Consider the following 26,847-nt stretch of genomic DNA (forward strand, 5'->3'; position numbering starts at 1 on the left):
GCTGCTAGCTCGCAACCCCGGATTGCACAGCCTGGATAGTGAGGGTGGTCAGCGCTTGGCTGCTGCAGGTGGTTCCCGACAAGTCGAGGAACAACGAGGACTTGTTGTCGGGCGGGTAGATTCGCAGCCCCTTCTCCGCCACGGGCTTGCAATCGGCGGTCGAGTACGCGCCCTGTCCGTTGAGCGCAGCGATCTTCGCAGAGGCCCGCGCGCCCGGATCCAGCCGCACCACCGTCACCGGGGTGGCATTGTCGGCGTGGTCGCGGTCGGCGGGTTTGCCGATCGGATCACCGTCGGGGCCGTTCGTATAGCTGACCCCCGGGTACCCCTGCATCGTGCACGCCACCGCGCTGGTGTTGGTGAACACGAGCGCGAAGTAGGAATGCATCGCCGCCGCCCCGCCCTTCCCGCCGGTCGCCACGCTGAGCTGATCGGTTCGGCATTCAGCGACATCCGCTGCCGCGCCGGATGATTCGCTCGTCGGCGCTGCGCCTCCATTGGCGGGTTGCGTGATCGCCGCGCTGGTCGAGTGCGCTCCCGAAACGTCCGCCTGGCACCCGCTGACGCACATCGCCGCCGCGATCAGCGCGACCATCGAAACAACAACTCTCACTGTGGCTTTCCCTAACACTTCGACCAACAAGATCAATACCTGGATCGCCCCGCCACGCCGCCCCGTTAACCTCGCCCGCAAGCGCCCTCCGGCCGGCTTTCAATTGGCGGGTGCGGTGTAGTTGCGGATGGTTTCTTCGATCGATCGCCGTGCCGGGTGAGTGTCGAACGGTTCGGCGCCGTCGAGGATTTCGTCGAGTATCGCGGCTCGATCGAGCGTCGCCGGAATCCGGTGCGCCTCGCGCGCGCTCACCACCACCGCGAGCAGGATCGTGGCGTAGACGCGCGAGCGGGGCACCGTCAACCGCCACCCGCGGCGTTCCAATTCACGGATCTGGGCCTCCACCGCGTCCAGCACATCCTGAATAACCTGCAACTCGATCTGCCCGAGTTCATCGCGCGGCATGACGACCGCCCAATTGCGCTGTGCCATCACCGAAGAGCAGCAGCGCGAGCACCGTCATCCCGTACCGCCAAGCGCCCGGAGGCCGTCTTCGATGCGAGGTCGGCCGCCGCCTTCCCCCGCCCTCCCGCTCCGATTCGATTCGCTCACTGATGGACCGGACCGACCACGGATTCTGACTGGACATCGCGATCTCCTCCCTGCCGCTGCTGTGCCACCAGCACACCACCGGCGAAGAATCGGATTGCGCGAAATCGGGTACCCGATCGAAAGTCGCCCGAACGCCCAGTGGTCTACCCGATAATGGTCTGTGCAGCACCCGATTTCATGACCCGCTCGACCCGGTTCGATGATGAGGGATGTCGGTATGGCCAGTGAGGATGACAAGGAAGCAGTCTCGGGATCCACGTTGCCGCGGCGGCAACTCGGTCGCTTTCTTCGGGAATGTCGGGATGCGAACGGGTTCACGATCGCCGCGGCGGCAAAGCTGGCCGATCTATCGGCGTCGGCGCTGCAGCGGATCGAGGCGGGGCAAACTCAGAAGGTGCGCAAGCAGGACGTGCGTGCGCTGTGCGAGATATACGGGGTCGGCCCGGCGGAACTGGGTGCCGCCATCGACCTCGCGACGATCGCGCGGACGCAGAGTTGGTACCACGCCTATGGTGGCCTCTACTCCGAGGCGTTCAACATGTACACCGGACTGGAAGCCGCCGCACAGCGGCTGACCACGTATCACGAGCATATTCCCGGGCTGCTGCAAACCGCCGACTACGCCCGCGCGGTGATCGGCGCATATCCCGGATTCATCAACCGCACTGACATCGACCGCAGGGTCGAGCATCGAATGCGGCGGCAGGTCATCGTGACTCGCAAGACGCGACCCATCGCGCTCGAGGTGCTGCTGCACGAATCCGCGCTGCACCGACTGATCGGAAGCCGCCCGATCATGGCTGCGCAACTTCGGCATCTTGCCGAGGTCTCCAAGCTGGCGAACGTGACAATCCGAATCCACCCCTTCTCGGCCGGATTGACCTGGGGCATGCCGCGCGGCTCGTTCACCCTCCTCGAATTCGAGCCCGACGGCGATCGCACCGAGCCGCCCATCGTCTACATCGAGGGCGGTCCCATCCAAGACGTCTATCTCGAAAAGTCCGACGATGTCCGGCTTTACAGTGACCTTGCGGCAGCAATCCGCAGTGCCGCATTGGAAGACGGACCGAGCCGTGAACTGGTTCGCCGAGTCATCAAGGAGTTCGAGCATGAGCACCGCTGACCTATCAGTGGCCGCGTGGTTCAAGAGCAGTCACAGCGGGAGCCAAGGTGATTGCGTCGAGGTGGCGTGGCTCGGGGGAGGGGCTGTGGGGGTGCGGGATTCGAAGAATCCCACCGGACCGGTGCTGGTTTTCGGTGCGGGCCAATGGGATTCGTTCGCGAACGAGGTCGCGGCGGGGAGGTTCGACCGCTACTGGGTGTGACCGACTGCTGCTCGAGGGGCACTACCTCGGGTTGTCCGCTATCGCGCCTGTCTACGATACGGTTTCGGGGGCGCGGTGGTGGATTGGCGCACCGGCAACGTGATGGGGGAGGGCGGTTCTGTGAAAGCTGCACCAGGGGTGCGTAATTCGCGGCGGAGAATCGGTGCGGTGCTGGCGGTGGCGACCCTTGGGGCGTTGGTCGCCGGGTGTGGATCCGATGATCCGCCGGCCATTACCTACGGCGTGGCGAATGCCTCGGCGGCGCGGCTGAACCTGCCGGTTCCCGCGCAGGGTGTGCTGGAGCCGAGTCAGTGGCCCAACGGCTGTGACCTGCTTGCCGATGCCGATCTCACCGCGATTCTGCCGCAGGCGTCGAGTATTGACCGGAAACCGATCGAGGTCAGTTTTCTTCCGGCCTTGGGTGGTGTGGATCCCGCCACCGGAAAGTTGCGCGCCTCGACTCCGCCCGCGAAGGTGTCGGCGGGTGGGTGTGAGTTCAACTTCTCGTTGCCCGATAAGTACGGCGGCAAGAATAGTGAAGTCGAGGTGACCACCCTCGCTATCGCGGATTCCGCCAGTATCAGCGACTTCGCAAAGAAGGAGCGTGCCGAGGATACGCACGCGACCGACCTCGGCTCTGTCCCCAGCGCTTCGAACTGCTGGTCAGACATCGCGGATTCGATCCGCTGCACCGCGGGTCGGTACTACTTCGAGGTCTCGGGATACTCCTCCCGGGTGGACAGTGGCAAGCTCGACAGCTCGACCTGGCGGGAAAAGGTCCTCTATGAGGTCATCCGGACCCTGGCCGCGAAATTGGCGTAAGGAGTCGGGTTCCGCCGAATTCGCGATCGGCCGGTGGGGGTCTCGTCGCGCGGCTACAGTGAGCCTTCGCATCTGAAGCATTGGCGCTTCGGATGTTCGCAGCGGATCGATGGGAGGCGCACGGCCGGTGAAGAGTTCGGTTCGGTTGCGGTTGTTGGCGGCGTCGACGGCGTGCGGCACCGCGGCGGTGTTCGCCGCCGTGCTGGCACCGACGACCTCGGCGGAGACGCCCGGCGGGAAAACCCTGGTGACAATGGGTGATTCCTTCTCCGCCAACGGAGAGATCCTCGACCTGCTGAACACGGGCGGGGATGTCGGTTGCAAGCATGTGCCCACCTCGTGGCCGACGCAGCTGACCCAGCGGCTCGGACTGGCGGCGGACGACGTCGAGGACACCTCGTGCCAGGGCGCTTCGATCGACACCTCGGGCTGGACCCTGGTGCACCAGGTGAAAAAGGCCATGGCCGACAACGCCTTCGGACCCAACACCCGGGCAGTGACAATTCAGCTCGGCATGAACGACGCCTGGGGGACCGACAACCCGGTCTCCATGGCGCACGCCGTCACGTGCTTGACCGACCTGGTCGACGGTTGCGGTCCGGACGCCGCGGCGAAAGGCCGTGTCCCCGACGCCGAGTCCGTCACCGCCAAGGCCTATGCCAGCCGCGTCCGCCAAGCGGTCGACTACATCCGCTACTATGCGCCGAACGCGCACATCGTCTTCGTGGGCTACCCCGAAATCCACACTCCCGGTGATGATTCCGCCTGTGCGGGCATCCTCGGCATCGATATCGTCCAGCCCCGAGCGGGTGCTATCACCGCCTTCCTGGACCACCTCGACACGGCCCAGCGCGAGGCCGCGACCATGCTGAACGTCGACTTCTTCGACGCCCGAGCGGTCACCGTCGGACATGGCCCCTGCGCCGCCGATCCCTGGCTGGACGGAGTGTTCGACCCCCGCACCGAACCCCTCGGATTCCCCTGGCATCCCAGCGCGCACGGCGACACGGCGGTCGCAACCGCCATGCAGCTCCTCATAACCTGAAAAGGCCCGGCTGCGGCGATTTCAGCGGCAGCGGCGTTAGCTGACCGGAGTGCCCGGATGTCGGCGAGCAGTACTGAAAGGGTCCATCCGGGTCGAAGAGCACTCTCATATGCATATCGGCGTGGTCGAGAAACCACACGCTCAATCCCGTATGCCCGTCGCGCCGATGGTGCTCCCACGACCGCCACATGGCATCCAGTCGCGCCACCCCCTCGGCGTGCTTCCACCACTCCGGACACCACACTCGACGTCCGTTATCAACCTCTCGCCGGTAGACGAGACTGAGGTAGTTCTCCACGAATTCGACGACGGATTCGTATACCTGCGGCTGGTCACTTGCGTCCATGGAACAGTAAACATACTCGGCCGCAAGAGATTTGCTGCACGAGCAGGCTTCATTCGAATTCGGTATGCCCGGGAGGAATCGAACCTCCAGCCTTCTCCTTCGTAGGGAGACGCTCTGTCCAGTTGAGCTACGGGCACAGGGCTCCACGCGGATGTCGTCGTTGACATCGGCTCGGCACTGAGGTGCGCGGAGCATGATCGTTTGGTCGGCTCGGGCCAGCCGGTGCGTGCGTCGACAGTGACGGCTACTCGCTGTTGAGGTGCGCGGCGTGGCTGCTGGGTCGGGAATGAAAAGAGCCGCTGCTGCGAGTGCAGCGAGCGGCCCTGGTCGGTCTGCGTGGTGAGACCTTAGGGGCAGCTCCGTACATTGGCGCGTACTCGGAGGAAGCGGCGCTGGCCGAGGATGAACTGACGCTGATTCAGCATTGTCGAGGGGCCGCCTTCCTGTCGTCGTGGCCGTCGTCTTGGAGTGAAGGTAGCAGTGGGTTCCGAAGCGGTAAAGCGATTTTCGGCTGGGTTCCTGAGCTATCGGTCATGGTTCGAGCGGAGGAATCGACAGATCGCGACCGTCGACCACTTCGATCCCGGTCACCGATCTGCCCGCAGGGTCGTAATGCAGCAAAACGATGGTGTCGCCATCGCGTTCGAGGTCGATGATCCCTGGGCTGGGCGAGCCCAGCGGTGCGGTCAACAACACCGGACAGGTGGGTGTGCAGGTGCATCGACCGAGGAACGGCAGCGCCTGGATGGACCGGGCAAGCCGTGCATCATCGACGGCCAACAACTCGGCGATTTCGAAGGCCAGGCCGGGAAAGACTTCAGCCAGCCGCGGGAACTGATCCGCCGTCATGCGCGAAGGATACCGAGGTCCCCGGAACCTGGGGGTCTTGCCGTTATCGTCGGGTATCGAGCTGCTCGTAGTCCGTTGATTCTTCAGCTGGCCGACAACAAGGAGCGGAGATGGCTGAGACGAGGGAAACCGTCGACCCCGGTGAGATTCGGCGGTGGATCGACCACGCCGAGATCACCGAACTGATCAACCGCTACGCCAAGCTTTTCGACGAACGAAAATTCACCGCCACGCTGCCCGCGCTCTTCACCGAGGACGCGTACGTCGAACTGCCGCCCGGTGACCATCGCGGCCTCGCGGGTCTGGATCAGTTCCATGAGCAGGTGATGACCCCCTTCGGATCCACTCAACACATCATGACCAACGTGCTCACCGAAATCGACGGCGCGCAGGCGGTGTTTCGCGCCAACACCCACGTCACCCATGTCGTCTTGCCGCCGCCCGGCACCAGCCCTGACGCGGCGGACAATCTGTTCGTCGCCGGCGGAATACTCAGTGGCACAACGGTTCGAACGGCCGCGGGCTGGCAATTCCAGAACGTCGTTCTCGACGTTGTCTGGCGCGCTGGCGACTTCGGCCCGCCGCCCGCAGAGGAGTAAGGCGTAGTAGAGCCCCGTCGCGGGTGGCATGACGTATCTGTTCGGCTTGCGCGGCGTCGAGTTCCATTATCGCGGTGACGGTTCCGCGTCCGGGCGCGACGAATTCGATACCGGATCTGACGCTCCACACCCGGTAGCCCTCACCGAGCTGCCCACGTGCCATGACCCCGAAGAACGGGTCGGTCATCGCGTACAGGGTCCCGCCGAAGGCCGCGCCATTGATATTGCGATTCCAAGGACGCACCCGATGCGACACCCGCAGCGAATCCCCCAAATCTGCTCATCCTCACACCCGTTCACCTGGGCAGCTCCACATTATGCCTGCCTGCCTGCTTGCGCTGCCGATGTGGCCGTCGTCAGGGTGACTCGCCGATGACCGAGAATCCATTCGCCGTTCGGATGCGCAAGTATGGCGGGATGGCGAGCGACAACTTCATGCTGATCCACGATGCCGAGCTCCTAGCCCAGGGCGAACGGGTTCTCGGTGCCGAGTTCACAGCGATGCACGAGCGAGTTATGCAGGTCACGAAGTTGACCTCCCGTCTCAACGTCCTGCCCTTCGACGACGAGACCGGAAAGGCCGCCCTACTCGAACAGATCCTGGGCCGCCCTCTCCCAGCAGGACTCACGATCTACCCGCCCTTCTACACCGACCATGGACTGCACCTGGAATTGGCCGAACGCGTGTTCATCAACCAGGGGTGCACGTTCCTGGACTACGCCGGTATCCGGTTGGGTAAAGGCGTGATGATCGGCCCGAAGGCCACATTCATCACCATGGGTCACCCGGTAGACCCGGAGGAACGGCGCCGATTCCTCACCGGCGCACCGATCGATGTGGCGGAGAACGTGTGGATCGGTGCCGGCGCGATGATCCTGCCCGGTGTCAGCATCGGGCGTGACGCAGTGATCGCCGCAGGCGCGGTCGTAGCCGACGACGTGCCAGCACGCAGCTTGGTCACAGGCCCCAAGGCCGCGGTGCGCCGAGACTGGTGAAGTAACAAGATCAGGGAGTTGTCAGCGCGGGAAAGCGGACAAAATTCCGCAGTGAGTACTCCCTGACCTCCAAAGGCGCACTTGGGGCGACGCCGGATTGGTGATTATCCACGAACGCACTCCGAAACTTCAACTGGCCGTGCGTATCGGAGGCTTGCCGGAACCTCCGCCACTGCCGATGAGCGACCAGCGCCGAACTGGTGGGCTGTATCGGCTTTGCGGGGTGTGCAATTGCCGACTACCGTGATGACGTGATCGTTTCTCGCGGGAAAGGCGCCGTGCGCCTCAGCCGGTGACCCCCGGAAGGGCCCCGGCTCCCGCCCATCTCGTTGTGCGGGTGCGGTTAGGTCCTTGGCCCGTAATCGAGAACGGTTGCTGCGCAGGCACGTACCTGCCCTCGTTTGACATCAGATTCGACACCATCCGGGACCTTCTGCCCTCGGCATCGAAGTCCTCGCGGGGCGAATGATCAAGTCGAGCAACGACTATCACTCGAGCATCAGGAGCTTTCGCTATATGCACGGTCCGTTGATCATTCGCCGTATTCTCGGTGACCGCCCCTTCTGCGAGATCGGCGAGCCTTCGGCGGTAGCTGTCGACGAGGAGCGTGGCCTTGTCGTCGTCGGTGGCGATCTGGGGTATCTAGAGTGGTCCGGCTACGGAATCGACCGATACCGTTGGCGGCAGTACCGAGTGGGAATCTATGGCATGCAAGATCGTCGGTGCCGGTGGGTCGTGGGATGCCAGCGGCCGGTGCATACGGTGGCCATTCATCCGACGCTGCCGATCGCGGCCGTAGGGACCGGGTCCTACGACGGGGGATATGCCTACGAGGGTGAGTTGCTGATCCTCGATCTGCTGTCCGGGCTCTCGACCTCGGTGCAGCGTGGGGCACGGGAGGTGTTGCACCTCGAATGGGTCAGCGAGCAGGCTTTGCGTGTCGTGGTTGCTCCGGTGGACAGTTTCCCCGGCGGACATTACGACTGCACGGCGCACACTTACGCGTACACCGCGGTGCTCGAACGGCCCGACTGGAGCAAGGTCGCCGCCCGGTCTGTACAGCACCAAGAGTTCGATGGGCAGCGAATCGAATTCCAGCGCCCTGCAACAGAAGTCGTGGATGCTCGGGCCATCGCAGCGCTCACCGCGTTGACCGGTGAGCCGTGGGAACTACGGCGGCATGTGTGGGATGTGCATCAGCTGCGGGACGGACGGGTGCTGGCCTGCACCGAAGGGGTGCTGGCCGAATCATGGCGGCCTGACGGGCAACTGGAGTGGCGCGTCCAGGACGCGCAAGGCGGCCGACAACTCGTGATTCGCGACGGTCAGCTCGAGGCCTGGGTCAACGTGGCCAGGGAGCTGTGCCACCGGGTGGGTACCGAATGGGTCACCGAGTCGCCACTGGTCGTCCGCGTGTCGCTCGAGAACGGGAACATGCTCGACTCTGTGGCTCTGGACTCGTCCGTCACACTCACCACCCGTGAGGATGGCTGGCTCGCACTGCGTTCCACCGATACATACAGCCAGGGCTGGTTAGCGCTGATCAGCCCCACGGGGCAGGCACCCGAGATGCGTACGCCACTAGGGGGATTCGAAGCCCGCAACCACGCATTTCCGATCCGCCACAGCAGCCAATTGTTGTTCCTTCAGGGCACGGACGGTGAGGAATCATCGGAGGACAAGTACGTTGTCTCCGTCGACCCAGCCCCTAGCGACGGTGAGTCGCCGGTGCAGGCGCTGTTCCCCCTCGAGTGGGACATCGAGCGTGCCGGACACCTTTTCGGTGGGCCCGGCATCGAGGTGGGCAGCGTAGGCAACCGGGACCTGGTGCACGCCGGGGCCATTCACGACGGTGCCGGCCTACTACCGGGCAATGTCTTTGTTGTCCGGCGCAGCGGCCTGTACGGAGCGGTGCGGTGGGTGGTCACCGCCGACTTCCCGGTCACTGCCCTCGACGGGGACGAGGACACGGTGTACGTCGCCTTCAATTCCGGTGAGCTCGTAGCCATTCACACCGCGGACGGGACGATACGGTGGCGACAGCACCTGGAAGTCGACGGTCTCCCCGCGGTGCCCCTGTCAGTAACGCTGACCGGTCCAGGGCACCTAGTGATCGGAACCGTGGACGGCCGGATCCTCGACTGCTCGGTAGACCACGCGTAGACCCTCGACGAACAGGTAGCGGACTTCGAGATCCGCAGCCCGACACTCCGCGTGCAGGCACGTGAGGGCACTCTGAAATATGTGTCAGTCACTCGCGATAGGCTGCGCCAGTCCCATTGACATACAGGGATTTTCGATCGCTGGAGAAGGAAGTATGAATATGTCGGTCTTTGCTCGTTCGACCGTCGGAATCGCCGCAATTGCGGCGATGGGGGTGGCCACCATCGTCTCGGCTACGACCGCATCAGCAGCCATGACCATTCAACCGTCGCAAGCCTATTGCGTCGGCACGGCGTACACGATCACCGTTCCAGCCGCCGACGCAGCCGCGTTGGAGACTGATCCGTCATACAGCACAATCAATTTCAACTCCATGTACACGCAAGATCCCTACACCATCTTCAGCGCCGTCGGCATTGTGCCCTGGACAAGCGGCAAAGACGTGACCGTGCAGTGGACACCCCAAGCAGCAGCGCAGACGACGATTTCCGCAGTTCCCTTCAACGGAACGCTCCCAGGCAAGGGAAAGCTGACCCTGGGCCCGATCAACGTTGTCAACAGCGCCCCGGCCGGCGCGAGCTGCACGCCCACGAATCCCGCTGGAACCGGCAGCGCGAGTTCGATTCCCGTGATTGGCGGACTCCTCAGCAGCCTTTCGGCCCAAAAGTAACGACACCGACCGGAGGCCCCGGCACTGCCGGGGCCTCCGCACTCCGCAGCAAGTCACCGGCGACCCTCGATTTGGTCCTCGTGGCCGCCAACGGTGCTTGCCTTCATTCACGGATCAGGCGGGCCAGAGTGGAGTCCGTCAAGGCGCGAGCGACAATGAGATCGTGACAGACGTACCGGCATTCATCGATGGTGCACGAGTTCTGAAAGTGGCTGACGTTCGTGGCGTGATCCCCACCGGTGTGACGCGGCATTGGGTGGATGGTCGCATCGTCGAGGACTTCGCGCGCCTGGCGATCGCCAAGTATGACTCTGGCTCCGATGTGTACCTGTTCTACTGCGATGCAGAGTGGGAGTGCATCTCTGACACCGATCACGGTGACATTCCAGCTGCTGTCGCACAGGCTCAGCGGGAGTTCGGCAGGATTGAATTCGCGGACCCACCGATGCCGAAAGGCAACGGAGAAGTAGTCGAGCAATAGTCCAACGCAGAAGCTCAATGCAGCGCATGTTCGCTGCCGCCTCGCCAGGCATGATGTGGGTGTGACGTTGACGCTCATTGCATCGGTGGCCCAGAACGGCGTGATCGGCCGCGGCGGGGATCTGGCATGGCGCGACCGGGATGATCTACAGCGGGTCAAACGCATGACGCTCGGCAAGGTGCTGGTGATGGGGCGGCGCACCTTCGAATCCATCGGACGGCCGCTGCCTGATCGACGCACCATTGTCGTTACCCGCCAGAACAACTGGGTGCCAGACGGTGTCACGGTCATGGGGTCGATCGACGAGGCGATGGCGGCCGCAGGCGACGGTGAAGTCATCTGTTTCGGTGGTGGTGAGCTCTACTCCCAGCTCATCGGTCACGCCGATCGCCTGGAGATTACAGAGATCGAGTCAGTCCTCGACGGTGATGTCTATTTCCCTGTGATCGATCCGAACCGCTGGACCGAAACGGAACGCGTGCAGTGCGCCGGCTACAACTGGGTCACCTACCGAACGCACTGAACTGCCCGCTATGGCGTGTTCGCCGTTCAACGTCGTTGCAGAAACGCGGGGATCGGAATCGGCCGGGATGGTGTCAAAGGGGTTCTGCGGGTGGATAGTTCGAGGTTTTTCGTTCGGTGAGGTGGTCGATGATGGAGCCGTCGTGGGGTGCGCCGGGGGTGAAGTTGGTGGTGGGGGTGCCGTTGGTGAACTTACCGAGGTCGTCGATGAGATCCAGGGCCGGGTAGAGGACGGGACGCAGGGGACGAAGTCTCGACAGCGCGACGATCCGTTCGACGAGCGGGGCCACCCGGCGAATCAGCAACCGGGTGCGTTCCTGGTCGGGGCTGCGGTCGTGGACCCAGAACAGGACCACGCCCATGTGGGCCAGCCACAACAGATTCGGCAGCTCGGCCAGCAGCCGCTTGTCACCCTTGACGTCGTTGCCGATGACCAGGTCGCGCATGATGGCGGTGGAAGCCGCACGGGCGGGCTGGCTTTCGTCGCTGAAAGGACTCAGCGGGCTGGTGGGTTCGGCGGCGCTGGCGAAGAACTTGCCGCCGAACTCGTGGTAAGGGCCGGCGATATCGACGAAGGCCAGCTCCATCGTCTGCCAGCGGGCGGCGAGTGAGTCGCCGCGGGTGGTCTGCTCGAGCTGCTGTGCGTGCAGATCCTGGATGTGCTGGTAGAAGCCCTGAACCAAATGCTCTTTGGACTTGAAGTAGTAGTAGGCGTTGCCGACGCTGACACCGGCTTCGCTCGCGATCGCGCGCATGGTGGTCTTCGTGTAGCCGTTCTGCTCGAACAGACGCAGGGCGGCGTCGATGATCTGCTGGCGAGTTTCCTCGCCGCGCGCGGTCGCGGGCTCGGGGCGGGTCATGCGGGTCAGGCTAGCGTGGCCGCGTCGACCGGAAACGGATCGACCGTGGTCTGCTGCTCCTGGTGGCGGCTGCGGCGGATCTTGTTCAGGGCGATCAGGTTTGCGAAGTGCATGCCACCGAGCACCAGCAGCACCATGCCCAGTTTCATGGCGAGTTCCTCGATGGCGGCGCGGGTATCGACGACCGGGCCGCTGATGCGCAGCGCCACCGCGACGAAGCCCGCATTGACGAGCCAGAATCCGATGACCAGCAGGTGATTCACGACTTCGGCGAGTTCGCTGTCGCCGTTCATGACGTCGACCAGAAACAGCGCGCCGGTGCGATGCAGGGTGCGCGCCACCCAGAATGTGACTGCCAGGCTGATGGTCGCGTAGGCCGCGTATGTGATGACGACGAAGTTCATTGTCCCAGCTCCTCGATTATTTGAACGTGTTCAACTGTGAGGCTAGGCGGCTTGTTGAACATGTTCAAGTGTGACGCCGCGCACGGCCACCGGTCTGAGCTGTGACCGCAGCGCAGTCTTCAGATCGGGGAGAGTGGCCACAGGCGCGCGATGTCGTCCGGCGGCTCGGTGATCATCGAATCGACAATCGGTGGCGCGGTGATCGCGCGGGAATTGGCCCCCTTGTCAGGGGTGTACACCGGCCAGGGCGGAGCCCCGGATGCGGCGAAGTCGGTCCACCCGCCGACGAGCAGATCGCGCACGGCGAGGTGTTCCGGGCGAGCGGCATCGACGAGGGCAAGCTTGTCGAACAGGTAGAGGAGGTCGGCGCCGTGGAACGCACCCATGTCCGGGCCGCACGGTTCGGCCGACAGCAAATGATGGTAGGCACGCCCGCCCGCAGCGGTCTGAGCCCGAGCGAGGTCGACGGCCGGCATTCGATACACCGCATCGGTGAGGAACATGCTGCGCAGATCGGCCAGATCATCGGACTGCGGAACGCGAGAGCTGTAGGCGTGCAGGAGTTCGTCCGGTTCGGTGATTCCGGCTCGCCGCATCTCCGCGAGCAAAGCCGCGCGGTCTGCCGGGCGGAAGGCGTCCCCGGCGAGTCGCTGGAACAGTCGTATCTCGTCGTGGGTCGTGCCGATGAGCAACGGAATATGCGCGACCGCACCGTCGGCGACGGCCCGCAGCGGGTCACGCGGCAGCACGACACCGTCGAGCACGACGCCCCACACGCGCCCGCCGGGCAGGTTGCGGCTGCCGATGTCGGTACTCGCGATGATCGTCTGCGCATCCAAGACGTCTTGCGTGGGGACCTGCATCAGGTCCTCGGGGTCGTCGAGTCGTAGTGCGGCGAGCAGGCTTTCGGTCATCGCGTTCGCAAGACTCCGGTCGAGGATCCGGGAGGTGCTGCCGCTGTGCAGGATCGCCTTGGCGAACAACCCGGCCGCGGCCGGGACGGCCAGCAGCGTGCCGATGGAAAACGCGCCCGCGGACTGACCGGCCACGGTGACATTGCCCGGATCACCGCCGAAAGCCCGGATATTCGCGGCCACCCAGCGCAGTGCGGCCACCTGATCCTGCACGGCGAGGTTGGTGGACCCGGCCCATCGAGTGCCCAGATCGGCGAGGTGCAGGAACCCGAACGCCCCGAGTCGATAGTTCGCGGCCACCACGACGGCACCGGTCTGCCGGGCCAGTGCCTCGCCGTCGCTGTACGGGGGTGCGGCCGAGCCTGCCTCGAATCCACCCCCGTAGATCCACACGATGACCGGCCGCGGCCCATCTCCCGTTCCGGCCGGAACCCACACGTTGAGGTACAGGCAATCCTCGGAGGTCTCGGTGATCTCCGCGGTCGGGAAGGTCGGGAAGGTCGACTTCGGGCTCGCCCCCGGCACATTCGGCGAGGCGCCCTGCGCCGGTGCGGCGCGGAAACGGTCGGCGGGCCGCACACCCTGCCAGGGCTCGGGCGGCTGCGGCGGCCGCCATCGCAACTCATCCACCGGTGCGGCCGCGAAAGGAATGCCTGCGAACAGGCGACCCCCAGCCGGCGGGTGGCATCCCGCGATCGTTCCCGCCGCGGTATCGACCAGCAGTACATCATCGGTCACGGGAGAGACTCCGTTCTCCGGCAATGGGGTTCGTCGATCACCCCAAGACTCGCAGACCAGGCGCCCACTCGGCCCCGGACACGCAGTCGGTGCCGCGCACCCCCCAGCGACATATTGAAGTATGAGCTTTTCAATTTGTACGCGCGGGGCCTCGCTACGCAGTTACCGTCGGAGCCGCACTCGGGTGCGCAACGACTACTCCAACGGGAAAGTACAGATGAGGCAAATGAGTTGGGCCGCCGTCACCGTGGCCGCGCTGGCGGTACCGGTCGTCGCGGCGGCCACGGCGTCGGCCACGGTCGACAATGTGAATCTGACGCAGGTCGAGACCGGCATCGGCGGATGCGAAGGGGCAGGCAATACCTGCACGATCCTGGTAGCCACCAGCGGCGCCGACGCCCTCGCACCGGTGACGATCACCTTGGACGGACAGAACGTCGGCACCTTCACCCCGCAAGCCGGATCCACCGCCGGCACCGGAACCATCCAATACGTCTATCGCTCAAAGCTTCCCGAAGGCATCTACAGCCTCACCGCCACCCAGGGCTCGTCAACGAAGTCCATGACGGTGCAGCAATGCGGCAGCCAGCCAACGGGCAGCTCCAGCGCCTCGGCCCAATGCACCGGCAACGAAATCCTCGGCACCCTGTTGATGCCCCTGATCATCCTCGGCGGCTCCGGACACACCCAACTCTGACCGAAATCGAACGCCGTTCCGCAGCAACGGCTTCGACCTATCCGCAAGGTCAGCCTTCTTACCGGCGGCTGTGATGCTGGCGTGCATGGGTTTTGGAGTATCTCGACGGTGGCAGATCGTGGTGGACAGGCGATCTGGCTATGGCCGTCGGGGCGCTTCAGGCGCATCCTGTGAAGTGCGCAGAGTGGACGAGCGGTCGGACATGCCGGGTTCTGGTCGGCGAGGAGGAATGCATGGAAAGCGCTCCGAGCAGGACGGCGATGTTTGCGGCTGTGTCGCGTGGATTGTTTCGCCTGGAGAACGCGTCGCCGTGGGTGCTGGACGATGTGCTGGCCCTGGCGCTGGTCGGTCCGGTGTGGCAGCAGTTGCGAGACCGGTTCGATCCGCTGTTCCCCGACCGTGTCCGTCGCGAATCCCGCGCGGCCGTCTGCACCCGCAGCCGGTACGCCGAGGATCGGCTCGCTGCCGGTGCCTTCCCGCAGTACGTGATTCTCGGTGCGGGGCTCGACTCGTTCGCGTGGCGGAGGCCGGATCTACTCGGCTCGCTCACGCTGTTCGAGGTTGATCACCCTGCCTCCCAGGCATGGAAGCTCGAGCGGGTCGGGGAGCTCGGCCTACCGCTCAGCGACTCGCAGGTATTCGTGCCGGTCGATTTCGAGGCCGGACCGGTTGCGGATGCTCTGGGCCCGGCCGGTTTCGACTGGACGCAGCCGGCGATGTTCAGCTGGACGGGCGTCGCCCCCTATCTGACGGCCCAGGCGATCGAGTCGACGCTGCATACGATCGCGGCGGCCGCTCCCGGGTCCGAGGTGGTGTTCTCCTACCGAGCCGAGGACAGTGCGCTCGACGCGGCGGGGACGGAATTCGCCCGCATCTACACGCCGATCGCAGCTGCTGTCGGCGAGCCTCTTCAACCCGGCTGGCCGGTATCCGAGATCGAGCGGCTGATCAGCCGGTGCGGGCTGAAGGTCATGGACCATCCCACCCGCGCAGACCTCCAACAGCGCTACTTCGCCGACCGCACCGATGGGCTGCGGCCCTACACCTTCGAGACCTTGGTGGCCGCCCGCGTCATCTGAGCGACCGCAGCCTGCGCCCGGTAACTCCGCCCGAGACTGGGTGTTGGAATCTCTCGGATCACCCGTCGGTGAGGCGCTGGATGGTGGTGCTCAGCCAAGTCTGGAGTTCAGCGGGGTCGCCGAGTTCCGAACGCAGAACCCGTCGGCGAGCCGATACGCCCAGGACGAAGGCGTCGATCGCCGCGGCTCGCGCGCGGGCTTCGCCGTCGTCCAGGCCGCTGTCGCGCAGGTAGTGGTACAGCGGTTCCAGCGAATTGGTGTCGAGGAACCCGGCAAGCGCCTCCGCCGCTTCCGGGCGTTCGCCGGACGCGCGCAGCAGCACGAGCAGCGGATCCTCTTCGGGCACACCGAACCAGCGCTCGACGATGCTCGCCGCGAGGCGCGAACCCAACTCGGAACGGTCGCCGTCGAAGGAATTCGAGACCGGGATCTCCACCCGGGTCGCCGCCAGGAAGACGCCCTCCTTGCCACCGAAGTAGCGGGTGATGAGGTTGGGTGACACACCGGCCGCATCGGCAACCCCCTTGACGGTGGTCGCCGCATATCCGTTCTGCGCGAACTGGCGTTGCGCATGCTCCAGGATCCGCTGTTTGGTGGCGGCCGCGTTACGCAAAGTCATGTGTATCAGCATACACATTCATGTGTACGCTGATACACATGATCGATGACCTACGGGAACGACTGCAGCGGACGCGGCGTGTCACGACGCCGTGGAGTGCCGACGAGCAGCGGGGCATCACCGGAACTCGCCTCGACGAACTGCTCGAACGCTGGGTGAACGGATACGACTGGAGTGCGCACGAGCGCCGCATCGCCGAGTTGCCTTGGGTGACAGTGCAAGCGGGGGATGCCGCGCTGCGGGTGATCCACCGGCGGTCCGTGTCGCCCGGCGCCCCGGTCGTCGTACTCCTGCACGGCTGGCCCGACTCGGTGCTGCGGTTCGAGCGCGTCCTGCCGTTGCTTGCGGATATGAACGTGGTGGTTCCCGCACTGCCGGGCTTCCCGTTCGCGGTCCCGCTCGACGGTTCGGGCATGCCGGTCGACCGGATCGCCGAGATTATCGCGGACGCAGTGGCCGAACTCGGTTACGCGCGCTACACAGTGTCCGGGGGCGACGTAGGTGGCACCGTCGCGGAAATCCTTGCGGCACAACACCCGGACCGGGTTGCCGCCCTGCACCTCACGAACATTGCCCCACTGCGTGCGCTCACGGCGGATCGCACGCGGCTCGCGCCCGACGCGGTGGCCTACCTCGACCGGGCGGCGCACTGGTTTCGAACGGAGGGTGGATACATCGCCGAACAGTCGACGCGGCCGAACACTCTCGCCGTCGCGCTCGGTGACTCGCCCGCGGGCCTCGCGGCCTGGATCGTCGAGAAACTCGAGTCCTGGTCCGATGATTCGGCTTTCACCGAGGACGAACTGCTCACCTGGGTCACCGCCTACTGGGCCACCGGCACGATCGGCACCTCGTTCGCCACCTACGCCGAACCGGCCACTCTCCCCGACCGGATCGACACGCCGACAGTGCTTTCCGTCTTCCCGCGCGACATCAAACCGGAACCCCGAAGCTACGCCGAGGCGTTCCTGAACATCCGCGATTACGTGGAACACCCTGCGGGCGGCCACTTCGCAGCGTGGGAACAGCCCGAGGCGTACGCGGCCGACCTACGCCGAGCGGTCCAACTGGGGGAGTGACACTCCGCCGAAACGTAATGATCGAGGGGCTCATCTGGCGTGGCCGTACCCGCGGCGCGGGCGAATCGGGCATGATCGAAAGCATGAGCGAAGATCTGGATCATCGGCAGTACATGCCTGTCTGGTCGAACCCGGTGATCGACAATGCTGCCGCGGCGGTCGAGAACCCCCCGTTGCCGATGGCACACGACTACGCAGTCTTCCGGGCGGCGACCCCGATCGAGGAGTAATCGAAACCCTGTGCGCGCCACCGTGACCGGATCAAAGCGGCCGGTCATCGCAACGCCTGCGATGACCGGCCGCTTCCTGTGGTTCCAGCTGGATCTAACTTGTGTCAAGACTCCGTAGCCACGGCGGCAGAGTCGGCCTCCGGCTGGCGGTGCGCGGCCAGGAACTCGTCGACGATGCGAACGTGGTCGTCGTGGGTGGTGTGGGCGGCCCCGACCAGTCGGCCGTAGGCGATCGGGCCGACCAGTTGCGCGACCACCGCGGGCACATTGTCCGTACCGAGCACCGCACGGCCTTCCTCGGTCGCGAACAACTCCTCGAACGGCTGCCGGTAGTGGTAATTCAGTGCCAGCCTGAACATGTCGGCCTTGCTCAGCGGCGCAGTCATATCGACCGGGGTACCTCCGGCGAGCCAGGTCAGGGCCACCTTGCGCACCGGTGCGGCGTAGATGACCTCGGCCTGGCGGTCGAGCAGTTCGATCAGCCGGTCGCGCACCGGCCCGTCGCCGGGTGCGGTCGCCACGGGCAGCATGGCGCGGTGCAGGGCGGCGGTTCCCGCCATGACCCCCTTGCCGACGTACTGGTACATGGTGTTCTTGGCGGCCTTCTTCCGCTCGCCGTACAGGTAGATAGCCAGCGGCTTCAATCCACCCGCTTTGACCAGCGTCACCACCGCCCGTAACTGATCGGCCCGGGTCATCGGCGCCTGCGGGGTCTCCGCCTGGCGGGTGTCTTCGGTGGTCTCGGTGGTCATCGGGATCCTTTCATCCACAACCCGCCGCCACTGCTCCGGCAGGAATTCCACCACCGATATTACGTACGATCGTTTCACACACTCCGGCACGCCGGAGAAGGTCCGGGCCGAACCGATTCCGGTGCCGCCCAAACGACTTCATGGTCCATTGCGGCGCGATGGAACGCCGAGCCCGGTTCTGCTACGTGGGAGCCGACGCGTCGATGAGCCTTTGGAGGGATGTTCGCGGGGTTCGCGCACTTCACGGCGATGCAGGTGCGGAATCGGGTGGTGCGGGGACTCGATATGCCGCTGTACGGCACGACCTAGGAGGACGGCCGCTGGCTTCTCACCTTCCGCCGCGATGTTCTAGTCGTTACCTGCGTAAACCCCGATATGGCGGTGGTTTTCCACCGAGGGCGTGGCAAGTGGAGGTTCCGCTTCCATCGAGGTTCCAACTGTAGTTGCCGAGTCGAAGCGGTGGTTTCGGTAGGCCTGGAGAACGTACTCGCCCTGACCGTCTCCAACAGCGCACGTGCGGAATTCCGTTGAACGTAAACCTCATAGCTTTAATCGAGTCCCATCCGCTCACCCCAAAGCTGGCTGTCAGCAATGCATTCCGAGGGTTGAAACTGTGGCATCTTTGCCTCTAGAAGCCAACCAGGGGAATCTGCGGTTGCCCGACAAAGCCGCCGATCAGCTTGCCGCCGCCGGCGTCGACGACGGTACAGACGATTGCGGGGTTGGTGTCCCACCATTGTTCGGTGTTGGGGTAGATCGCCGACCAGGTCATTCGGAAGATGCGGTTGTTGACCAGTCGTGGCACGGGGTCCGAGCATGCGGTCCAGGCTCGGCCCAAGATCTCGGCCTCACCGGGCCACGGTTCCCCGTAGTAGTTGATTCTCGCAACGACCTCGGCGTCGTGTGGGGCGATGCAGGGCATCAATGAGGCCCATCCTGTTTCGTTGCCGATGTCTGCGACGGTGAAGCCATTGGCGCAATCGCCGGGTTGCAGTGAGAGCCAGGCGGTCTCGTCCGCGTGTGCTGTTGCGGACGCGCCGGTCAGGGCGAGCGTCACACATGCCACCGATACGAACCCCGCGCTATTGCCGCTGTCCGCGATCCACGGAAGCCCTTGGGGCGGGGGCAGGTGCGGCGAGGCCTGTGCGACCAGCGTCAGACGTCCGCCTAGGCCAAGCCCAATCGACGTTGTGCCGGCCACATGACATTTCAACATCCCGAATGCCGATTCCAGCGCATTCATGATCTGGGTCAAAAACAAGACCGTCGGTACGCAACCGCATTTGGGGACATACTCTCAAGTCCGCCGAAGGTGCCGGTGGAGCGCAATCAGAGGTGATCGTCGGCGAGGATGAAGGGGTCCTGACCGGATTTGTAAGCGCACCATTCCTGCCAGAGGTTGTCCGGATCGATGTCGCGGTATCCACGCGACCGATCCACCGCTCGCTGCGCCGACAGTGGCAGCATCATGCAGAGGGCCTTATCGCGTACGTCGAGGGCCTCGTCCTCTGTCAAAGCCTCACCCTTGTCGTCTTCCCGACGGATCAGCAGGGCCATGAGCGCAGGAATCGGGATGGGAACCAAAGGATCGTCGTCGTGCGCCGCCGGGCCCGGCTCGGTGGGCTGAGGAGGGGTCACGGCAAATCCATTCTTTCGGACGGATAAGACAGCACTCGAAAGCACCGCCGGAACAGTACAACGAACTCGACACCAGGCGCAGCCTGTGGCCGCTACGGGAATGACCGTCCTGCAATCGAACTCGGCGCGCCGCACCTTCTACGAGTCGTGCTGCTGGCGGACGGCCGAACGTCCCCTTCTGCCGCGGACCGCGCTGACCGAACCGGCCAGCGCGGCAGTCCGGAAGACCAACGAGCCGAGATCGTCTCAGGCGCCGGCGGTGTCCGGCATTGCCGAATGCCGAGTGGCACAAAATGGAGGACAAGACAGGCGAAGCGCCTCCAGGATGTGCCACTCAGCGATGAGATATGGTCCGGTGTTGGTGATGACGACGTCGGTATTGTTGGGAGGGTGTGGGATCGGCGGCCATGCTCGAGCGTCCGGAACGCGCTGGTCGCCAGTACGCTGCCGATCGTGGTTGCAGATTGGTTTGCGGGATTGTCCGGCTTGGAAGTTGAGCAGGTGTGGGTCTGGAGCGGCTGGGTGCGCATCGTTCTGTTCGACTCGGTCCCACGCGCTGACGGCGATCCCTATGTGGATCTCAACGATTTCCACTTCACCGACGCTGAGGGCAAGGAATGGGATGTCCGCCCCGAGGGCGACCCCCGCACGGCAGGGCCAGTCCTGGGTCTGTTGCGATGCCGACTGGCTACTGCACAAACGAAGGATGAGGTACTGACTCTCGTCTTCGACAACGGTGCCCGCATCGTGGGTGAGCTTCCCCTGTGATTGCGGACGCGAGACTCGCAGGACCTCCGGCCCTGCGGTCGGAATGAACCTTCTCAACTGCAACTTCGGCTGTCAGTTCCCAGGGCCGCACCACTGCGGAATTGCCTCCTGTACAAAGGAACTGATGCACTCGATGGTTGGCCCGGATAGAATCTCCCCGGCGAAGTAGATGCCGTCGCGGCCCTGTATGGCCTCCACCCGGTCGAGCCAGCCTTCGCGGATGGCCGCGGCGCTCGGATACGCGGGCCATTCGGCGATGGTCTCCGTGATCAGTTCCGGGTCCTCGAACAGGAAGAGGCTCTCCTTCGCCAGGTCCCAGGCGCGCGCGTCGGACACCGATCTGTCCGAATTGCTGAAGCACACCCAGTAGGGCCCTGGGTGCTGCTTATTGGCCGCGGTGATCCGATGCAGGGCTTGCTCCGGATCGGTGTCGGTGTAGCTCCCGTACGGGTCGATCACCCAGAAGCCCAGCGGTTCGGGGTCATCGACTCCGCGAGGGAACGTGATGAGCTCGTTGCGAACTCGGATGAGGTAACTGCGTGTCCAGGCGCGCGGGCAGTTCCGCTCATCGAAGAGTTCCCGTATCTCCCCGCCCTGGAACATCTCCCGGATCTGCGTGGGCCGCGTCGTGATCACCACCTGGGAGTACAGCGCGGCGCACGCCACTCCGGCGTGTCGATAACTGACGCGCACACCTTCCGCGCCGAGCGACTCGATCTGCGTCACCGGAGCGTCGACCATCACCTCGATTCGATTGTCCGCGACGATGCGCCGGAGGAGATCGATAAATCCCCGCCGGAAGCTGAGAGTGACCGGCAAGGGTGAATTCATCTGTGCGACAAGTGATTCAGGTAGGCGTTTCAGTAGGGACTCCCGCTGTCCCGGATACGCCGACAGCATCATTTTCGCCAGCTGCGAGACGTGCCCCGAGATATGCGCATTGATGTTGATGACGCTCTCGGCCGGCTGCCGCGGCCGCCGCATATTCGCGTACAGGGTCAGCCCCTGCAGTACTTCCCCCACCAGCGGTGCGTGTCGGGCCCGATATGTCTCCCACGTCTCCCCGGCTCGGCGGTCGAAGGCCAGCCCGTTCATTCCCGGCCCGCGCCGATCCCGTACCGCCCCTTCGATAATCGTCCACGCCTCGGAGATCTGATCCGCCACCTGTTCCGGCGTCAAGGCCGCGAACAGGGGCACGAAATGTGGTGGCACACCTATCCGGGGCTTCCCCGACCGCGATCGCCCCACGAAATACAAAGCCTCGGTTTGTGTCTCGACCGGATGCCGCTCCAGCAATCCGTGGATCGCCGTCCCCGCGAACCCCGCCCCGAAGTCCTGCTGAATCACCAGGTGCGCCTGGAAGTCGTACACCTCACCCGCCACTGTCGCGGTCTCGCAGTAACCCCCGATCCGCGGCCGCGCCTCGAACACATCGACCCGCTCGAACCCCAGCTCCCGCAACTTCGCCGCCACGAGGATCCCGCTCTGTCCAGCGCCCACCACGCACACGGGTGCCTGAAGATCCATGACGCCTCCTCCGGGCTCCCACCCAGTATCCGCGCCACCTTCTCCGTCGGGGTTCGAAAGACATTTCTCCACGTAGGCACCCGATTTCGCCCAAAAACGCTCCCGCTTGGTTGCGGTAAAACGATTTACGAGCGGGTTTGGCGGCCGACGCTGTCGAGGTGGCGGAGGGCTTGGGTGTAGGAGTCGAGGAGGGTGGTTTCGGCGTAGGGGACGCCTATTTCGGTGCAGAAGGCTTGGACGAGGGGTTGGGCGGTGCGGAGGTTGGGGCGGGGCATGGAGGGGAAGAGGTGGTGTTCGATTTGGTAGTTGAGGCCACCTAGGGCGGCGTCGGTGAGGAGGCCGCCTCGGACGTTGCGGGAGGTGAGGACCTGGCGGCGGAGGAAGTCGGTGCGGTCGTTCTCGGGGAGAACGGCCATGCCTTTGTGGTTGGGGGCGAAGGTGCAGCCCATGTAGAAGCCGAACAGGCCCTGTTGGACGGCGATGAAGACCAGCGCCTTGACGGGGGAGAGGATGAGGAAGACTGCGCTCAGGTAGAGGATGGCGTGGGCCGACAGTGCTATGCCCTCGCGGATGCGGTGGGGGATGGGCCAGGTCAGGACCGCGCGCACGCTCGCGAAGTGCAGGCTGCCCGCCTCGAGCAGCAGCAGCGGGAAGAACAGCCGGGCCTGGTGGCGGAAGATGAAGCGCCGCCAGCCTTTTGCAATCCTCGCCCGGGCGCCGGAGTGCGCCAGCACGCCTTCGATGTCGGGGTCGGCGCCCTCGGTGTTGGGGTGCGCGTGGTGCCGGTTGTGATTGCTGGTCCACCAGCCGATGCTCACGCCGGTCGCGAGATTGCCGACCACCAGCCCGTACCACTGGTTGGCTTGCTTGGTCGCGAAGATCTGCTGGTGCCCGGCGTCATGCCCGAGGAACGCCAGTTGCGCGAACACCGCCGCGAGGAAGGCCGCAGCGATCAGCGCCCACCACGAGTTCCCGATCAGCCACAATGCCGCCCAGCCGCCGACGAAAGCCGTTGCGGTGAGCGCGGTTCGCCAGCCGTAGAACCGCGTCCGCCGGTCGAGCAGGCCCGCCTCGCGCACCCGCCGCAGCAGGACCGAGTACTCACTGCCGCGGGCCGGTACCGCCCCGGCGGGGCCGGGCGTCGCCCGCTGTCGCATTGTTTCGATCACCAAGGGGTTCTGCCCATCCTGTGCTCGTGGTCGTCAGCGGTCCCTCCGCGAGCATGTCTCGTCAGCCCCACCAGTAGGTGAACGAACGCACTGTCCGGCAACACATCTGTGTGACGCTTTCACGCGGTGGGGAATTCCCCCAGTTCCGGCAAGGCTCGGCGGACCCAGGAGTAGGGGGAGACTACCGCGGCGATCGTCAGGGCCGCAGGGTCTTTGAACAGCGGACCGTAGAGTCGCTGGATCAGGGTGTGCTCGCCGCGCTGCACCGCCGCGGACCGGACCGAGCGCAGACCGCTGCGGACATCGGACGACGCGCGGTACCGGCGGTCCGCGTCGGGCACCGGCAGCACGCGACAGCCCTGTGTCCAGGCCCGTTGGGAGAGCAGGACGGCTTCGGGCCGCCCGTGCTTGAGGATCACGAAGGTCTCGGCGTCCGCGTACACCTCACCGAGGATGTCGCGCCACTCTGCTCGCACCGTCGAAGTGTCGAGACCTTTCATCGGTGCAATCTCCCTCTGGACGGCGGCCGGTCGCTCGGTCCAGCGTGAATTCTCCTGGTGCGTCAAAGCTATCCGAGACCGGCCGGTGTGAAATGTGGCAGATCACGAATCTTCGAAGGGTCGGATGGGGATTTGCACAATCGACCCTCAACGCCCGTGTAGGAACGCCAGCACTGCCAGGACGCGGCGGTTGGTGTCGTCGGATTGGGTGAGCGCGAGCTTGGTGAAGATATTGGCGGTGTGCTTTCCCACCGCGCCCTCACTGACGAACAGGCGTCCCGCGATGGCGGCATTGGAGCAGCCTTCGGCCATGAGGCCCAGCACTTCCCGCTCCCGCGGTGAGAGTGTGCCGAGCGGCTCGTTGCGCGGAGTGCTGGCCAGCAGCTTCGCGATCACCTCGGGATCCATCACGGTGCCACCCGCCGCGACCCGTCGGATCGCATCGACGAACTGCTCGGCATTGAACACCCGGTCCTTGAGCAGGTAACCGATCGCGCCGGTGCCGTCGGCCAGCAGTTCCCGCGCGTAGAGCTGTTCGACGTGCTGCGACAACACCAGGACCGGCAGCCCCGGTCGCTCCCGGCGGGCCGCGAGCGCCGCTTGCAAGCCCTCGTCGGTGAAGGTCGGCGGCAGCCGCACATCCACCAGCGCCACATCGAGTTCGGTGTCGCGCAATGCCCGCTGCAGTTCGGGCCCGGTGGCGACCGCCGCGACCACCTCGAACCCGTGCGCGGTCAGCAGATGCGTCATGCCGTCACGGAGAAGGAAGAGGTCCTCGGCGAGGACAATGCGCACGGCTGCTCCCGGGTCGAGGTCGTCGCGCACCAGGTTATCGCGCGTAATCAGTCCACGGTGAGCGGTATTTCGACCCTGACGACCGTCGGCCCGCCCGGCGGACTCGCCACCGATACCTGCCCGTCGAAGCTGCTCAGACGATGTTCGATCCCCCGCAGCCCGCTCCCCAGCGCCGGGTCGGCGCCGCCGGAACCATTGTCGCGCACACTGATTCGCAGTAGCGCGGCGTCCCCGGCCAGCTCCACCTCGACCCGGTCGGCCCCGGAGTGCCGGACCGCGTTGGTGAGCAGTTCGGCAATGGTGAAGTAGAGCGCCGACTCCAGCGGCGACGCGACCGGCGCGTCCAGCCGGGCCTCGACCCGCACCTCGATCGGGCAGTCGAGAGCCAGCGCCCGCACCGCGTCGACGAGTCCGCGTTCGGCCAGCACGGGCGGATGGATGCCGCGCACCAGCCCGCGCAGCTCCGCCAGCGCCGCGGCCGAGGCCGTACGCGCCTGCGCCACCAGCGCTTTCGCCGCTTCCGGATCCCGATCGATGAGGGCTTCGACCGCGCCCAGCGTCATGCCGACCGCCACCATCCGCGCCTGCGCGCCGTCGTGCAGGTCGCGTTCGATGCGACGCAATTCGGCGGTCAGGGTATCGGTGGCGGCGGTGCGGGTCTCGGTCAGCCGCTCGACCCGGGCTGCCAGTTGTGCGCGCTCGACCACCAGGCGGGACCGGTCGGTCGGTCGCAACAGCACGCGCAGCCAGCGACCGTGTCGCGGCAGCAGACCCGGCGCGAGCGCCAGACCGAGCGCCACCAGCAGCGGCCCGACCACCACCGCGGCCAAGCTCGAGCCCGCCACCTCGCCGTACCACGGCGAAACCGTCTCGCCCAGAGGCGATTCCAGCACCGGTAAGAACAGCCCCCAGACGCCGTAGCCGATCAGCGCGGCCGGGAGGAACAGCGGCAGCCCGGCCACCGGTTGGCAGGCCAGCCACCCCAGATCCCGCCACGTCGCCGGATCGAACCACATGGCGCGGGCCTGACCGGCGAACCCGGCCCACCAGCTCGCGCGCGGGTCCCGGTCCACCACGTCGAGCCGCGGCGTGGACAGATAGGGCCGCGGCAGCTCCGCGCCGGACCAGTCGATGCCCAAGCGCCGGAACAGGTTCGGCAGCCAGCGCGCCCATGCCAGCACCCACATCGCCACCACCGGACCGGTGAACAGCAGCGACACGAAGCAGACCGCCAGCAGCGGCGCGGCCAGCAGCGACAGCACACCCAGCACGAGGCAACGGAACACCGCCAGCACGCCCGCCCCGAAACGCCGCCGCAGGCGCTCGGCGCGCGCGAGGGCGGCCGCCGACGCCGGTGCCAGCAGGAGCCGCGTCCAATAACCGTGCAGCACAAGCATGGTCGGTGCGATCACCCAGCCCAGCACGATGCTCACCACACCCAGCGCGGCGGGCCACGACCACGGCCGCCACCACAGCAACGCCAGCCCGGCCCCGATCATGAAGGCCGGGAACGCCGCCAGCGTGCCGCCCACGAACGGGTCGGTGAGCATCCACAGCAGATCGCGCCAGGTCGCCGGATCCGTCCATACCCAGCGTGAGCGCGTCCCGAACACGGCGGTGCGCCGGGTGGGATAGGCGGTGCCGTCCGGGGCGTGGAAGCGCTCGTCGGCGCCGCGCACGGCCACCTCCGGTTCGGGTCGGTAGGGCGAATCGATCGGCACCGCGGACCATTTCGCCGACAGCCGGCGCGCCAGTGCCGCCAATGCGCGCACCCGCTCGACGATCGGCGGGAACAGGAAGATCAGCCCGACGCAGGCGGCGACGATCGCGGCCGCCTGCGCGAGGAAGGCCGCCAACTGCACGGGTGCGAGCACGCACCACGCCAGTCCGCGTCCGATCGCCCGGGTTCCGGTGTACAGCCGGGACACTCCCACCTCCTCGTCGGTTCCAGTCTGGCCTACCGCGATGCGAGAAGGAGTGCCCTCAACACCCGGGTCAGGGGGTGGGGCCAGCCCCACCCCGCCGGGGTGCCAAGCGGATGTCCCCGCGCGCCCCGGTCTCGTAATTTTGGTTCTACCAGCAGTTTCCGTGAGTT

The 26,847-nt window shown here is 65.4% G+C and carries 32 protein-coding genes and 1 tRNA gene; 15 read left to right on the plus strand and 18 right to left on the minus strand.

The window, feature by feature from the left end; all coding sequences use genetic code 11:
- Nucleotides 1-4: 4 nt before the first annotated feature.
- Nucleotides 5-613 carry a DUF4232 domain-containing protein gene (locus tag ACYVN4_RS33535; RefSeq protein ID WP_460726052.1) on the minus strand — a complete coding sequence of 203 codons (609 nt, stop codon included), beginning with the start codon at nucleotides 611-613 and terminating at the stop codon, nucleotides 5-7.
- Nucleotides 614-712: 99 nt separating this feature from the next.
- On the minus strand, nucleotides 713-1,045 hold the full coding sequence (locus ACYVN4_RS33540) for a hypothetical protein (protein ID WP_460726054.1): 333 nt from the start codon (nucleotides 1,043-1,045) through the stop codon (nucleotides 713-715).
- A gap of 337 nt (nucleotides 1,046-1,382) precedes the next feature.
- Here ACYVN4_RS33540 and ACYVN4_RS33545 point away from each other — a divergent pair, with 337 nt between their 5' ends.
- The 4 genes from ACYVN4_RS33545 to ACYVN4_RS33560 all read left to right on the plus strand — a co-directional run bounded on the left by ACYVN4_RS33545 (nucleotide 1,383) and on the right by ACYVN4_RS33560 (nucleotide 4,357).
- Complete coding sequence (locus tag ACYVN4_RS33545) at nucleotides 1,383-2,288, plus strand: helix-turn-helix domain-containing protein (protein WP_460726055.1); 906 nt, start codon at nucleotides 1,383-1,385, stop codon at nucleotides 2,286-2,288.
- On the plus strand, nucleotides 2,275-2,490 hold the full coding sequence (locus ACYVN4_RS33550) for a DUF397 domain-containing protein (protein WP_460726056.1): 216 nt from the start codon (nucleotides 2,275-2,277) through the stop codon (nucleotides 2,488-2,490). Before ACYVN4_RS33545 ends, ACYVN4_RS33550 begins: the two co-directional genes overlap by 14 nt.
- A gap of 78 nt (nucleotides 2,491-2,568) precedes the next feature.
- Nucleotides 2,569-3,312, plus strand: coding sequence for a hypothetical protein (locus tag ACYVN4_RS33555; RefSeq protein WP_460726058.1), 744 nt, complete (start codon nucleotides 2,569-2,571; stop codon nucleotides 3,310-3,312).
- A gap of 127 nt (nucleotides 3,313-3,439) precedes the next feature.
- Complete coding sequence (locus ACYVN4_RS33560; protein ID WP_460726060.1) at nucleotides 3,440-4,357, plus strand: SGNH/GDSL hydrolase family protein; 918 nt, start codon at nucleotides 3,440-3,442, stop codon at nucleotides 4,355-4,357.
- Here the strand turns inward: ACYVN4_RS33560 and ACYVN4_RS33565 are convergent.
- The 3 genes from ACYVN4_RS33565 to ACYVN4_RS33575 form a co-directional block, all read right to left on the minus strand.
- Nucleotides 4,347-4,703: a DUF4913 domain-containing protein gene (locus tag ACYVN4_RS33565; RefSeq protein WP_460726062.1), complete on the minus strand. Its 357-nt coding sequence runs from the start codon at nucleotides 4,701-4,703 to the stop codon at nucleotides 4,347-4,349. The two genes, ACYVN4_RS33560 and ACYVN4_RS33565, sit on opposite strands and share 11 nt — an antisense overlap.
- Nucleotides 4,704-4,766: 63 nt before the next feature.
- Nucleotides 4,767-4,840 (minus strand) — tRNA-Arg (locus tag ACYVN4_RS33570).
- A gap of 394 nt (nucleotides 4,841-5,234) precedes the next feature.
- Nucleotides 5,235-5,552: a hypothetical protein gene (locus ACYVN4_RS33575; protein ID WP_460726064.1), complete on the minus strand. Its 318-nt coding sequence runs from the start codon at nucleotides 5,550-5,552 to the stop codon at nucleotides 5,235-5,237.
- A 110-nt stretch (nucleotides 5,553-5,662) separates the two neighbouring features.
- On the opposite strand from ACYVN4_RS33575, the gene ACYVN4_RS33580 reads away from it, so the two are divergent.
- Complete coding sequence (locus ACYVN4_RS33580; protein ID WP_460726066.1) at nucleotides 5,663-6,151, plus strand: nuclear transport factor 2 family protein; 489 nt, start codon at nucleotides 5,663-5,665, stop codon at nucleotides 6,149-6,151.
- Here the strand turns inward: ACYVN4_RS33580 and ACYVN4_RS33585 are convergent.
- Nucleotides 6,045-6,407 (minus strand): DUF4442 domain-containing protein, encoded by a 363-nt coding sequence (locus ACYVN4_RS33585; RefSeq protein WP_460726819.1) that lies wholly within the window; start codon nucleotides 6,405-6,407, stop codon nucleotides 6,045-6,047. The genes ACYVN4_RS33580 and ACYVN4_RS33585 overlap by 107 nt on opposite strands.
- 116 nt (nucleotides 6,408-6,523) lie before the next feature.
- On the opposite strand from ACYVN4_RS33585, the gene ACYVN4_RS33590 reads away from it, so the two are divergent.
- The 5 genes from ACYVN4_RS33590 (at nucleotide 6,524) to ACYVN4_RS33610 (ending at nucleotide 10,984) form a co-directional block, all read left to right on the plus strand.
- Nucleotides 6,524-7,147 carry a DapH/DapD/GlmU-related protein gene (locus ACYVN4_RS33590; protein WP_460726068.1) on the plus strand — a complete coding sequence of 208 codons (624 nt, stop codon included), beginning with the start codon at nucleotides 6,524-6,526 and terminating at the stop codon, nucleotides 7,145-7,147.
- 762 nt (nucleotides 7,148-7,909) lie between these two features.
- Nucleotides 7,910-9,310, plus strand: coding sequence for a hypothetical protein (locus ACYVN4_RS33595; RefSeq protein ID WP_460726070.1), 1,401 nt, complete (start codon nucleotides 7,910-7,912; stop codon nucleotides 9,308-9,310).
- A 160-nt stretch (nucleotides 9,311-9,470) separates the two neighbouring features.
- A complete protein-coding gene (locus ACYVN4_RS33600) occupies nucleotides 9,471-9,980 on the plus strand; it encodes a hypothetical protein (RefSeq protein WP_460726071.1) in 510 nt (169 codons plus the stop codon).
- A 163-nt stretch (nucleotides 9,981-10,143) separates the two neighbouring features.
- Complete coding sequence (locus tag ACYVN4_RS33605) at nucleotides 10,144-10,461, plus strand: hypothetical protein (RefSeq protein WP_460726073.1); 318 nt, start codon at nucleotides 10,144-10,146, stop codon at nucleotides 10,459-10,461.
- Between the two features lie 61 nt (nucleotides 10,462-10,522).
- Nucleotides 10,523-10,984, plus strand: coding sequence for a dihydrofolate reductase (locus ACYVN4_RS33610; RefSeq protein WP_460726074.1), 462 nt, complete (start codon nucleotides 10,523-10,525; stop codon nucleotides 10,982-10,984).
- A 73-nt stretch (nucleotides 10,985-11,057) separates the two neighbouring features.
- On the opposite strand, the gene ACYVN4_RS33615 is transcribed toward ACYVN4_RS33610, so the two are convergent.
- The 3 genes from ACYVN4_RS33615 to ACYVN4_RS33625 all read right to left on the minus strand — a co-directional run bounded on the left by ACYVN4_RS33615 (nucleotide 11,058) and on the right by ACYVN4_RS33625 (nucleotide 13,899).
- Nucleotides 11,058-11,843 (minus strand): TetR family transcriptional regulator, encoded by a 786-nt coding sequence (locus ACYVN4_RS33615; RefSeq protein WP_460726076.1) that lies wholly within the window; start codon nucleotides 11,841-11,843, stop codon nucleotides 11,058-11,060.
- Between the two features lie 5 nt (nucleotides 11,844-11,848).
- Nucleotides 11,849-12,247 carry a hypothetical protein gene (locus tag ACYVN4_RS33620; RefSeq protein ID WP_460726078.1) on the minus strand — a complete coding sequence of 133 codons (399 nt, stop codon included), beginning with the start codon at nucleotides 12,245-12,247 and terminating at the stop codon, nucleotides 11,849-11,851.
- A 119-nt stretch (nucleotides 12,248-12,366) separates the two neighbouring features.
- Nucleotides 12,367-13,899, minus strand: a complete 1,533-nt coding sequence (locus ACYVN4_RS33625; protein WP_460726080.1) for a carboxylesterase/lipase family protein — start codon at nucleotides 13,897-13,899, stop codon at nucleotides 12,367-12,369.
- Between the two features lie 226 nt (nucleotides 13,900-14,125).
- Between ACYVN4_RS33625 and ACYVN4_RS33630 the strand changes: the two genes are divergently transcribed.
- Nucleotides 14,126-14,596, plus strand: coding sequence for a hypothetical protein (locus ACYVN4_RS33630; protein ID WP_460726082.1), 471 nt, complete (start codon nucleotides 14,126-14,128; stop codon nucleotides 14,594-14,596).
- A gap of 260 nt (nucleotides 14,597-14,856) precedes the next feature.
- On the plus strand, nucleotides 14,857-15,675 hold the full coding sequence (locus tag ACYVN4_RS33635; RefSeq protein WP_460726084.1) for a class I SAM-dependent methyltransferase: 819 nt from the start codon (nucleotides 14,857-14,859) through the stop codon (nucleotides 15,673-15,675).
- Between the two features lie 58 nt (nucleotides 15,676-15,733).
- On the opposite strand, the gene ACYVN4_RS33640 is transcribed toward ACYVN4_RS33635, so the two are convergent.
- Entirely contained in the window at nucleotides 15,734-16,294 is a 561-nt protein-coding gene (locus tag ACYVN4_RS33640; protein WP_460726086.1) for a TetR/AcrR family transcriptional regulator, read from the minus strand.
- A 38-nt stretch (nucleotides 16,295-16,332) separates the two neighbouring features.
- Here ACYVN4_RS33640 and ACYVN4_RS33645 point away from each other — a divergent pair, with 38 nt between their 5' ends.
- Nucleotides 16,333-17,373: an epoxide hydrolase family protein gene (locus ACYVN4_RS33645; RefSeq protein WP_460726088.1), complete on the plus strand. Its 1,041-nt coding sequence runs from the start codon at nucleotides 16,333-16,335 to the stop codon at nucleotides 17,371-17,373.
- Between the two features lie 83 nt (nucleotides 17,374-17,456).
- Nucleotides 17,457-17,603 (plus strand): hypothetical protein, encoded by a 147-nt coding sequence (locus ACYVN4_RS33650; RefSeq protein WP_460726090.1) that lies wholly within the window; start codon nucleotides 17,457-17,459, stop codon nucleotides 17,601-17,603.
- A gap of 104 nt (nucleotides 17,604-17,707) precedes the next feature.
- On the opposite strand, the gene ACYVN4_RS33655 is transcribed toward ACYVN4_RS33650, so the two are convergent.
- The 3 genes from ACYVN4_RS33655 to ACYVN4_RS33665 form a co-directional block, all read right to left on the minus strand.
- Nucleotides 17,708-18,355, minus strand: a complete 648-nt coding sequence (locus ACYVN4_RS33655) for a hypothetical protein (RefSeq protein WP_460726092.1) — start codon at nucleotides 18,353-18,355, stop codon at nucleotides 17,708-17,710.
- Between the two features lie 628 nt (nucleotides 18,356-18,983).
- Nucleotides 18,984-19,610, minus strand: a complete 627-nt coding sequence (locus ACYVN4_RS33660; RefSeq protein WP_460726094.1) for a hypothetical protein — start codon at nucleotides 19,608-19,610, stop codon at nucleotides 18,984-18,986.
- Between the two features lie 74 nt (nucleotides 19,611-19,684).
- Entirely contained in the window at nucleotides 19,685-19,993 is a 309-nt protein-coding gene (locus ACYVN4_RS33665) for a hypothetical protein (RefSeq protein WP_460726096.1), read from the minus strand.
- Nucleotides 19,994-20,446: 453 nt separating this feature from the next.
- Here ACYVN4_RS33665 and ACYVN4_RS33670 point away from each other — a divergent pair, with 453 nt between their 5' ends.
- Entirely contained in the window at nucleotides 20,447-20,761 is a 315-nt protein-coding gene (locus ACYVN4_RS33670; protein WP_460726098.1) for a hypothetical protein, read from the plus strand.
- Between the two features lie 72 nt (nucleotides 20,762-20,833).
- Here ACYVN4_RS33670 and ACYVN4_RS33675 read toward each other — a convergent pair whose 3' ends face one another.
- From ACYVN4_RS33675 to ACYVN4_RS33695, 5 genes are all read right to left on the minus strand, one after another.
- Complete coding sequence (locus ACYVN4_RS33675) at nucleotides 20,834-22,288, minus strand: NAD(P)/FAD-dependent oxidoreductase (RefSeq protein ID WP_460726100.1); 1,455 nt, start codon at nucleotides 22,286-22,288, stop codon at nucleotides 20,834-20,836.
- Nucleotides 22,289-22,413: 125 nt separating this feature from the next.
- On the minus strand, nucleotides 22,414-23,445 hold the full coding sequence (locus ACYVN4_RS33680; RefSeq protein WP_460726102.1) for a fatty acid desaturase family protein: 1,032 nt from the start codon (nucleotides 23,443-23,445) through the stop codon (nucleotides 22,414-22,416).
- A 131-nt stretch (nucleotides 23,446-23,576) separates the two neighbouring features.
- Nucleotides 23,577-23,957, minus strand: coding sequence for a hypothetical protein (locus ACYVN4_RS33685; protein WP_460726104.1), 381 nt, complete (start codon nucleotides 23,955-23,957; stop codon nucleotides 23,577-23,579).
- A gap of 147 nt (nucleotides 23,958-24,104) precedes the next feature.
- Nucleotides 24,105-24,752: a response regulator transcription factor gene (locus ACYVN4_RS33690; RefSeq protein WP_460726106.1), complete on the minus strand. Its 648-nt coding sequence runs from the start codon at nucleotides 24,750-24,752 to the stop codon at nucleotides 24,105-24,107.
- A gap of 47 nt (nucleotides 24,753-24,799) precedes the next feature.
- On the minus strand, nucleotides 24,800-26,680 hold the full coding sequence (locus tag ACYVN4_RS33695; RefSeq protein WP_460726108.1) for a sensor histidine kinase: 1,881 nt from the start codon (nucleotides 26,678-26,680) through the stop codon (nucleotides 24,800-24,802).
- Nucleotides 26,681-26,847: the final 167 nt, after the last annotated feature.

It is taken from the genome of Nocardia heshunensis, assembly GCF_054782115.1.